The 11,007-nt window shown below is 71.9% G+C and carries 3 protein-coding genes; 1 reads left to right on the forward strand and 2 read right to left on the reverse strand.

Going from position 1 to position 11,007, the window contains the following annotated elements; all coding sequences use genetic code 11:
• Positions 1-166: 166 nt before the first annotated feature.
• Together ABZ624_RS03530 and ABZ624_RS03535 are read right to left on the reverse strand one after the other, a co-directional pair.
• The gene (locus tag ABZ624_RS03530) at positions 167-1,345 is read right to left on the reverse strand and encodes an acyl-CoA dehydrogenase family protein (RefSeq protein WP_360082089.1); all 1,179 of its coding nucleotides are present in this window, start codon (positions 1,343-1,345) and stop codon (positions 167-169) included.
• 48 nt (positions 1,346-1,393) lie between these two features.
• Positions 1,394-1,786: a nuclear transport factor 2 family protein gene (locus tag ABZ624_RS03535; protein ID WP_351249016.1), complete on the reverse strand. Its 393-nt coding sequence runs from the start codon at positions 1,784-1,786 to the stop codon at positions 1,394-1,396.
• Positions 1,787-2,044: 258 nt separating this feature from the next.
• Here ABZ624_RS03535 and ABZ624_RS03540 point away from each other — a divergent pair.
• Positions 2,045-11,007, forward strand: an 8,963-nt coding sequence (locus tag ABZ624_RS03540; protein WP_360082091.1) for a type I polyketide synthase, incomplete at its 3' end; no start/stop codon positions are given.

The raw sequence follows: 11,007 nt of genomic DNA on the forward strand, positions 1-11,007 counted from the left end.
CCCCATCAGGATTCCGGTGTGCAGATGCTGTGCGCGGACGGCTCCCAGGGGCGGTCGCCCTGTGAAGCCGTCCGCGGATCGTGCCGGATGAGTACGTGCATGGATCGGATGAGTACGTGCATGGATGACGTGCGGTGTACGGGGTGCGGCGGCGGAACCGAGGACGTCAGAGGAAGAGCGTGTCCGGGTCGAGCCCGAGCAGGAAACGTCCGTGCAGTTCGAGGTTGGTGTAGGGCGTCATCATCCCGTGGCGCGAAAGACCCTCCATGTCCCGGTAGAAGCGCTGGAAGGGCTCCTTGCGGGCGAGCGCGGAAGCGCCGGTGACATCGTGGAGCTCCTCGACGGCCTCCTTCGCCAGCTGGATGGCGAAGCCGGACCGGCCGCGCACCGTGACGCTGTCCTCCACCGACGGGTGCTCCCCGGCGTCGGCACGCTGCTGCAGGACCTGGACATAGCCGTCGACGAGAGCCTTCGCCGCGGTGATCCGGTTGGCCGCGGAGGCCACCTTGATCTGGGTGAGCGGGTGCTGGGCCTGGTCGGTCCAGTTCGTGTACGTGATGCCCCGCCCCGGAACGCGCGCGACGAACGACTCGTACGCACCCTCGGCGATGCCGAGGTACACGGCGAGGGACACGGCCGACACATAGGTGATCAGCCCGTAATTGCGGCCACTCGCACCGGAGTTGGAGCGGTCACCGGTGGTGCCGGTGACCAGTTCGGCCGCGCCGGCGACACGGCGCGCCGGGACGAACACGTTCGTGGCCGTCGTGGTGAAACTCCCGGTGCCGATGGCCGCGGAGACATGCCAGTCGTCGGCGATGTCCAGCTCGTCCATCGGTACGAGCGCGTACACCGGCTCGGGCGTCCCGTCCGGGTGCTCCACGATCGCGGCCACGAAGTTCCACTGCGCGCCGCGACAGCCGGTGTTGAAGTTCCAGCTGCCATTGAGGACATAGCCGCCGTCGGCGGGGGTGGCGGTCGCGGTGGGAGCGAGCCCTCCGGAGATACGGACATCACCGTTCGCGAAGATCTCCTCCTGCACCTCGTCCGGGTAGAGCGAGGCCACCCAGGCGCCCTGCACCCAGGCCCCGGCCACCCACCCCGTCGAGCCGCAGCCCCGGGAGATCTCCTCCACCACCGCGATCTGGTCGGCGAGCGAGGCCTCGAGCCCGCCGAACCTGCGGGGCACCGCCAGCCGGAACACACCGGCCTTCTCAAGCAGTTCGATGCTCTCGTCGGGTATCCAGCGCCGGTCCTCGGCCTCGGTGCCGTTCTCCCGGAGCTTCGGAACGATCGCCTTCACCGCGTCCAGTACGGACGCCACTTCGACGTCGGGCGTCGTCATCGTCTCTCCTCTTTCCGATGGTTGGTAACTGAGCGGCAATCGCCCGGACTAGCCCTCGCCGAAGGGGTTGTCCACGGCGAAGCGCCACTTGCCGTCCCGGCCGCGCCGCAGCACGTCCAGGCCGGTGCCCGACAGGTGCTGCTCGCCCTCTGGGTCGGTCACGTCGATCGTCCAGTCGACGACCAGCAGCGCCGTGTCACCGGTGACGTGCGACTCGCGCAGGCTGGCGGTCATTTTCGGCTTCAGCGCGATGAACTCCCGCAGTGCGTCCTTGCGTGCCTGCCCGGACAGCGGATTTCCCGGTTCCCAGACGGAGATCGCGTCATCGGTGTACATACGGTCGAGCGTCTCGATGTCACCGGAATTGAAAGCCTGCACATACAGCTTTCCGTGCTCTTCCGGGTCGCTGGCGAGGTCGGTGTTTTCGAGAGTGTTTGCCATGTCGAGGCTGCTCCCACTTTCGCTGTAGAGGCCGGCGGTTGGGCGTGGCGGTTGAACGTGGCCCGAAGGTAGCCGAACGCTCTTCACCGGGGGCTCATCGCCAGGCAACGGGCAGCTCACCGCGATGCTGGTCAGAGGGGAGTTACCGGCACATTACTGACCACTGGGCCCCGCATAGTCAGACTGTTGACCACATTCCCGAAATTACTTGGGCTGTGGTTGTCGACTTGAGTCGGCGAAGAAGGGAATCGCTCGGCCATGAAGGAAATCGCTGTTGTCGGGTTGTCCTGCCGACTGCCGAAGGTCTCGGGGCCCCGGGCGTTCTGGGAGCTGCTGCGCGCGGGCAGGAGCGCCGTCACCGAGGGGCCGGGCGGCCGCCGCGGCGGATTCCTGGACTCCGTCGGCGAATTCGACGCCGCGTTCTTCGGGGTATCGCCCCGAGAGGCTGCCGCGATGGACCCGCAGCAGCGGCTCGTCCTCGAACTCGCCTGGGAGGCGCTGGAGGACGCGGGCATCGTGCCCACGACGCTCGCCGGCAGCCGTACCGCCGTGTACGTCGGCACCCTGCGCGACGACTACACCAGCCTGCTCTACCAGCACGGCGCCGCGGCGATCACCCAGCACACGATGACCGGCCTCAACCGCGGAGTCATCGCCAACCGGGTCTCGTACCACCTCGACCTGCGCGGGCCCAGCCTCACCGTGGACACCGCGCAGTCCTCGTCGCTCGTCGCCGTCCACCTCGCCTGCGAGAGCCTGCGGTCCGGCGAGGCCGAGACGGCGATCGCCGCCGGAGTGAACCTCAACCTTCTCGCCGAACACACCGTCACCGAGGAGCGGTTCGGTGGCCTGTCCCCGGACGGCGAGAGCTACGCCTTCGACGCCAGGGCGAACGGGTTCGTGCCCGGCGAGGGTGGCGGCGCGGTGATCCTCAAGCCCCTGGACCGCGCCCTCGCGGACGGCGACCGCGTCTACGGAGTCATCCGCGGCAGCGCGGTCAACAGCGACGGAGCCACGCCCGGGCTGACCGTACCCAGCCAGGACGCGCAGGAGAGCGTGCTCCGGCAGGCGTACGAGCAGGCCGGCATCGACCCCCACAGCGTGCAGTACGTCGAGACGCACGGCACCGGAACGCCGGTCGGCGACCCGATCGAGGCGGCGGCGCTCGGCGCGGCACTGGGCGCGGGACGGTCCGGCGGGGACCGGCTGCTGATCGGCTCGGCCAAGACCAACGTCGGCCATCTGGAAGGCGCGGCGGGCATCGTGGGCCTGCTCAAGGCGCTCCTCAGCCTGCACCACCGGGAGCTGCCGCCCAGCCGCAACTTCGAACGGCCCAACCCGGCGATCCCCTTCGACGCGCTCGGCCTGGCGGTACAGCGCGCGGTGACGCCGTGGCCGCACCCGGACCGACCGCTGCTCGCAGGCGTGAGCTCCTTCGGCATGGGCGGCACGAACTGCCATGTCGTCGTCGGCGAAGGGCCCTCGGCCGACCCGGTGCCGGGAGAGCGGGCCGAACTCCCGGCCGTACTGCCGTGGATCGTCTCCGGGCGGGGAGCCGACGCGCTGTGCGCCCAGGCGGCACGACTGGGTGACGCCGTACGGGAGACGGAACCCGCCCAGGACCCGGTCGACGTGGGCTGGTCGCTCGCCGCGACACGAGCGGTCCTCGACCACCGGGCCGTCGTGCTGACGCCGGGTGTCGACGCATCCCGCCACGCGACGGCCACGACCGGCGGTCCGGGCGAAGCCGCCGGCAGCGGCGGCCCCGGGGAAGACACCCCGAGCCGTGACGCCGTGCGTGACGCACTGCTCCGCGGCCTCGACGCGCTGGCCTCCGGCCGCCCCGCCCCCGACGTCGTCTCCGGCAGCGCCAGGCCCGGACGCCTCGCCGTCCTGTTCACCGGCCAGGGGAGCCAACGCATCGCCATGGGCCGCGAGTTGTACGCCGCCTACCCCGTGTTCGCCACCGCCTTCGACGACGTCTGCGCCCAGCTGGACCCGCTCCTCGAACGGCATGTCGCCCACATCATCGCCTCCGGCGCCGGACTCGACGACACCGCCTGCACACAGCCCGCCCTGTTCGCCGTCGAGGTCGCGCTGTTCCGCCTTGCCGAGTCCTGGGGCGTACGCCCCGACCTCCTCGCCGGGCACTCGATCGGCGAGATCGCCGCCGCCCATGTGGCCGGGGTGCTCTCGCTGGCGGACGCCTGCGCGCTCGTCGTCGCCCGCGGCCGGCTGATGCAGGCACTGCCCGCCGGCGGTGCCATGATCGCCGTCGCGGCGGCCGAGGACCGGGTACTGCCGCTGCTGGCCGGTCGCGAGCACGAGGTCGCCGTCGCCGCCGTCAACGGCCCCGAAGCCGTGGTGATCTCCGGCGAGGAGGAGGCCACAGCCGACGTCGCCGCCCGGCTCGCCGCGTCGGGGCACCGGACCAAGCGCCTCACCGTCTCCCACGCCTTCCACTCGCCGCTCATGGAGCCGATGATGGAGGACTTCCGGGCGGTCGTGGAGACGCTGGACCTCCGCCCGCCGGACATCGGCATCGTCTCCACCGTCACCGGCCGCTCGGCCGGCGCCGAGCAGCTGTGCTCCCCGGAGTACTGGGTGGACCAGGTCCGACGCCCGGTGCGCTTCCTGGACGCGGTACGGACGCTGGAGGCCGAGGGCGTCACCACGTACCTCGAACTCGGCCCGGACGGCGTGTGCGCGGCCATGGTCGCCGATGCGGTCCTCGACCCCGAACGGGCCGCCGCCGTCGCCGCCCTGCGGGCGGGCCGGTCCGAGCCCGGCACATTGGTAGGCGCGCTGGCGACCGTGTTCGTACGGGGCGGACACGTCGACTGGACCGCCGCGTACGCGGGCACAGGCGCGCGCCGGGCCGAGCTGCCCACGTACGCCTTCCAGCGTGAGCGGCACTGGTTCGACACGAGCGCGCGAAGGGCCCTCCCGGTGGCCTCCGACGCACCCGGCGCCGAGCCCGACGCCACCTCGGACTCCGGCGCACGACCGGACCAAGGCACGGACCGAGGGCCGGACGCCGTACGCGACGAGCGTGCCGTATCGGACCTGGTGACCGCCCATATCGCGGCGATCCTCGGCCACGCCGACCGCCACCGCGTCGAGCACCATCTCACCTTCAAGGAGCTCGGATTCGACTCCCTGACGGCCGTCGAGCTGCGCTCCACGCTCGCCGGCGCCACCGGTCTGCGGCTGCCCAGCGGACTGCTCTTCGACCAGCCGACGCCCGCCGCGCTCATCGCCCATCTCACGACCCGGCTGCTGGGCACGGACACGACGGACGCCGTCCCGTCCACGCCCGACCGCGCTGAGGACGGCGAACCGATCGCCATCATCGGCATGGCCTGCCGGTACCCGGGCGGGGTCGCCACCCCCGAGGACCTGTGGCGTCTCGTCGCCGACGGAGTGGACGCCGTCTCCTCCTTCCCCACCGACCGCGGCTGGGACGAGGACCTCCACGACCGTGACCCCGATCGGACCGGCCACAGCTCCGTCGACCAGGGCGGATTCCTCCACGACGCGGGCCGGTTCGACGCCGCCTTCTTCGGCATCTCACCCCGTGAAGCCCTCGGCATGGACCCCCAGCAGAGACTGCTCCTGGAAACCGCCTGGGAGGCGGTCGAACGTGCGGGGCTCGACCCCCGCACGCTCAGCGGCAGCCGCACCGGCGTCTTCGTCGGCGCCACCGCCCTCGACTACGGCCCTCGTATGCACGAAGCGGACAGCGCCGTCGAAGGCCATGTCCTCACCGGCACCACCGCAAGCGTCATGTCGGGCCGCATCGCCTACCAGTTGGGCCTCACCGGTCCCGCCCTCACCGTCGACACGGCCTGCTCCTCGTCGCTGGTCGCGCTGCACATGGCGGTGCGCTCGCTGCGCTCGGGCGAGTCGTCGATGGCGCTCGCCGGCGGTGTCACGGTGATGTCGTCGCCCGGCATGTTCGTCGAGTTCTCCCGGCAGCGCGGGCTCGCCGCCGACGGCCGCAGCAAGTCGTTCTCAGCCGACGCGGACGGCACCTCCTGGGCCGAGGGCGTGGGCCTGCTGCTCGTCGAGCGGCTCTCCGAGGCGCGCCGCAACGGGCACCCGGTGCTCGCCGTGATCCGCGGCACCGCCGTCAACCAGGACGGCGCGTCCAACGGCCTGACCGCGCCCAACGGCCCCTCCCAGGAACGGGTGATCCGCCAGGCCCTGGCGGACGCGGGCCTGACGGCCGCGGACGTCGACGCGGTCGAGGCGCACGGCACCGGGACCCGGCTCGGCGACCCGATCGAGGCCGAGGCGCTCCTTGCCACATACGGTCGTGACCGCGCCGGCCAGGAGCCGGTGTACTTCGGTTCGCTGAAGTCGAACATCGGCCACGCCCAAGCGGCCGCGGGCGTCGGCGGCGTCATCAAGATGGTCCAGGCGATGCGGCACGGCGTGCTGCCGCGCACGCTGCACGTCGCCGAGCCGACCCCGCATGTCGACTGGTCCAGCGGATCCGCCGAGCTCCTCACCGAACCACGGGACTGGCCTGCGACCCGCCGTCCGCGGCGCAGCGCCGTGTCCTCGTTCGGGATCAGCGGCACCAACGCCCATGTGATCATCGAGGAGTCCGAGCCCCCGGCCGCCCCCGCAGCGGCGGGGGACAGCGCACTTCGGACCGTCCCCTGGGCGATCTCCGGCCGGTCGGACGCCGCCCTGCGGGCCCAGGCAGGACGGCTGCGCGACCATCTGCTGCGCAACCCGCAGTCGAGCCCATCGGCGGTGGGACTCGCCCTGGCCGCCACGCGTACCGCCTTCGAAGAGCGAGCCGTCGTCACCGGCACCGGCATCGAGGACCTCCTCGCCGGACTCGACGCACTCGTCCGTGGCGACGACGCCCCCCGCGTCGTGCGCGGCAGCGCGGCCCGCACCGGTCGCACAGCATTCCTCTTCACCGGTCAGGGAGCCCAACACCTGGGCATGGGAAGGGGGTTGTACGAGACGTACCCGGTCTTCGCCGATGCCCTCGACGCCGTGTGCGCCGAGCTCGACGCCCATCTGGACCGCCCGCTGCACACCGTGATGTTCGCGGACCGGGACGCGGACGAGAGCGGAACCGGCGTGACGGACGACGCGGAGCTCCTGCACCGGACCACGTACACCCAACCCGCGCTGTTCGCGGTCGAGGTCGCGCTGGCCCGCCTGCTGGAGCACCACGGCCTCACCCCGGACCTCGTCGCCGGTCACTCGATCGGTGAGCTGACAGCCGCGCACATCGCGGGAGTGTGGTCCCTCGCCGACGCGGCCCGCCTGGTCACCGCGCGTGGCCGCCTCATGGAGGCGGCCCGCGAAGGCGGCGCCATGATCGCCGTTCAGGCCGGCGAGGACGAGATCCGCGAGACGCTCGCGGGCCACGAGCAGTCCGTCGCCATCGCCGCCGTCAACGGCCCGGAAGCGGTGGTGATCTCGGGCGACACCTCCGCGGCCCTTGCCATCGCGGAGGCATGGCAGGCCCGTGGCCGCCGCACCCGCAGGCTCCGGGTGAGCCATGCCTTCCACTCGCCGCACATGGACGAGGTGCTGGAGGAGTTCCGGGCCGTCGCCGCCGAGCTCACCTATCACGTGCCCCGGGTCCCGGTCGTCTCCACGGTCACCGGCGAGCCGGCCCACGCCGACGAACTGTGCTCCCCGGCCTACTGGGTGCGTCAGATCCGCGAGCCCGTCCGGTTCCTCGACGCCGCACGCACGCTGGAGACCCAGGGCGCCACCGTCCTCGTCGAGGTCGGCCCCGATGCCGTCCTCGCGGCCATGGCCGCCGACTCGCTCACCACCGGAACGGCGACCGCGATCGCGCTCCAGCGTGCCGGCCGCGCGGAGCCCGAGACCTTCGTCGCCGGACTCGCCCGGGCCCACACGGCGGGCGCCGCCGTCGACATGGCGTCCTTCTTCCCCGGCGCCCGGCCCACCGAGCTGCCCACGTACGCCTTCCAGCGCGAACACTACTGGGTCCTCCCCGAGGCACGCAGCGACGCCCGGCGTCTCGGCCTCGACCCGTCGCACCACCCGCTGCTCACCACCACGGTCGAACTGGCGGGCCGCGACGAGACCGTCCTCACCAGCCGTCTCTCGCTCTCCAGCCACCCTTGGCTGGCCGACCACAGCATCGAGGGCACCATCCTCGTCCCCGCCACCGCCTTCCTCGAACTGGCCGTGGCAGCGGGCGACCGCGCCTCCGCCGGCCATGTCGCCGAACTGACCCTGGAAGCGCCGCTCGTTCTGCCCCAGCGCCAGGCCGTGCGCGTCCAGGTCGCGGTCGCCGCACCGGACGCCGCCGGCAACCGTCTCTTCACGGTGCACGCGAGCCCCGACGCCGGCGACGACGAGCCGCGTATCTGGACCCGGCACGCCTCCGGCCTGCTGAGCGCCGCCACTCCGCCCGTGCGGGACCTGCGCGAGTGGCCGCCCCCGGGCGCCACCCCGGAACCGACCGCCGACGCCTACGAGCGGCTCGCCGCCCTCGGCTACGGCTACGGCCCCGCCTTCCAGGGACTGCAGGCCCTGTGGCGCGCAGGCGACGACCTCTACGCCGAGCTGCGGCTGCCCGAGGAGCAGCGCGCGACAGCGGAACGGTACGCCCTGCACCCGGCCCTCCTCGACGCCGTACTCCACCCGCTCGTCCTGAACACCGCCGAAACGGGCCGGCCCGACCTCATCCGGCTGCCGTTCGCCTGGGGCGCCGTCGCCGTGCACGCCACGGGAGCGACGGAGCTGCGCGCGCACATCGCCCCGACCGGCCCGGACACCGTCACCCTCACCCTCGCGGACGGCACCGGCGCGCCGGTCGCCGCCGTCGGGTCCCTGGCACTGCGGCCGACGCCGAAGGAGGTGCTGCGTCAGACGACGGCCGAAGTGCGGGATGCGCTGTTCGCCGTGGAGTGGCGGCGGGTCGCGGTGCCGGAGGGTGCTGCGGGCGGGGTGGAGGGTGCGGACGTTGTCGTACGGGTTTCGGGGGACGGGGGCGCGGGGCGTGTGCTGGATCTGGTCCGGCAGTTCCTCGATGACGAGGCGGCTGGTGGGGGTTCGCGTCTTGTGGTGGTGACGTCGGGTGCGGTTGCGGCTGGTGAGGGTGAGGATGTCGTGGATCTGGGTGCGGCGCCGGTGTGGGGTTTGGTGCGGGCGGCGCAGTCGGAGCATCCGGGCCGGTTTGTGCTGGTTGACGTGGATGGTGATGCGGATGGGTTGCTGGCTGCGGCTGTGGCGTCGGGTGAGCCGCAGGTCGCGGTGCGGGGCGGGGAACTGCGCGTTCCCCGGCTGGCCCGTAGCTCACCGTCCGCGGCTGACGTGCCCGTGGTCCTCGATCCCGACGGCACGGTTCTGATCACCGGGGGCACGGGTGGCCTCGGCACCGTCCTGGCCCGGCACCTGGTGACCGAGCATGGTGCTCGTCAGCTGCTGCTGCTGAGCCGGCGCGGTGAGCAGGCCCCGGGAGCCGCTGAACTGCGGGCAGATCTTGAGGAGTTGGGTGCGCGGGTGACTTTCGCGGCGTGTGACGCCGCCGACCGTGACGCTCTGGCCGAGGTTCTCGCCGGCCTACCGGTCGAGCATCCGCTGACGGCCGTCATCCACGCTGCGGGCACCCTCGACGACGCCACGATCGAGTCGCTGACCCAGGACCGGCTGGCAGCCGTGCTGCGCCCCAAGGCCGATGCCGCACGGAACCTCCACGAGCTGACAACGGATCAGAAGCTCAGCGCCTTCGTGCTGTTCTCGTCCGTGTCCGGCCTCATCGGCACGGCAGGGCAGGCCAACTACGCCGCCGCCAACACCTACCTCGACGCCCTCGCCGCGCACCGCCGCGCACACGGCCTGACCGGACTCTCCCTCGCCTGGGGCCTGTGGAGTGCCGACCACGGCATGGGCGGCTCCCTCAGTGAGCCCGACCGCGCCCGATGGGCCCGCTCCGGCATCCTGCCGCTCCCGCCCGAGCAGGGCCTCGCGCTCTTCGACGCCGCGCTGGCGGGGGGCACGACGCTCACCGTGCCCGTACTGCTCAACCCTGGCGTGCTGAACGCGACCGCCGAACTGCCGTCCCCGTTGCTGCGCGGACTTGTCCGTGCACGCCCCGCCCGCCCCGCGGCCAAGACCGCCGGGGTCGCGACATCAGGCGATGCCGCCTGGGCGCGGCACATCGCCGAGCTGCCCGAGGAGGAGCGACTCGACGCTGTACTCGACGAGGTGCGCGACGTCGTCGCGTCCGTGCTGGGCCACCGGGACGCGAGCGGAATCGATCCCCAACGCGCCTTCAAGGAGATCGGCTTCGACTCGCTCGCGGGCGTCGAACTGCGCAACCGGCTCGGCACGGTGACCGGACTGCGTCTCCCCGCCACCGCCGTCTTCGATCATCCCTCGCCCAAGGCACTCGCACACCATCTGCACAGCATGGTGGCCGGGACCACGCGCACGGCAACGTCACCCGCGACCGCCGTGGCCGCCGCAGACGAGCCGATCGCCATTGTGGGCATGGCCTGCCGCTTCCCTGGCGGTGTGAGCTCGCCCGAGGAGTTGTGGCGGCTGGTGGCGGACGGTGTGGACGCGGTGGGTGAGTTCCCGGTCAACCGCGGCTGGAATCTGGACGAGTTGTACGACCCGGATCCGGCGCAGGCGGGCACGTCCTACACGCGTCATGGTGGATTCCTTTATGACGCCGACGAGTTCGACCCGGAGTTCTTCGGGATGTCACCGCGCGAGGCGGTGGCAACCGACCCACAGCAGCGACTGCTGCTCCAAGCGGCGTGGGAGACGTTCGAGAGCGCGGGCATCGACCCGGCCACCGTACGAGGCTCCAACACCGGCGTCTACGCGGGTGCCATGTACGACGACTACGCCTCGCGCTTGGCCAAGAGCCCCGAAGAGTTCGAGGGGTTTCTGCTGGCGGGAAACCTCTCCAGCGTGGTCTCCGGGCGGCTGGCCTACACATACGGTCTGGAGGGCCCGGCGGTCACGGTGGACACCGCGTGCTCGTCCTCCTTGGTCGCATTGCACCTGGCGGCCAACGCGCTGCGCCAGGGGGAGTGCGACATGGCGCTGGCCGGCGGTGTCACCGTCATGTCGGGACCGAACACCTTCGTCGAGTTCTCCCGCCAACGTGGTCTCTCCGTGGACGGCCGGTGCAAGTCGTTCTCTTCGGCTGCGGATGGTACGGGTTGGTCGGAGGGTGTGGGTCTGTTGTTGGTGGAGCG

This window comes from Streptomyces sp. NPDC007205 (genome assembly GCF_040634095.1).
GTDB lineage: Bacteria > Actinomycetota > Actinomycetes > Streptomycetales > Streptomycetaceae > Streptomyces.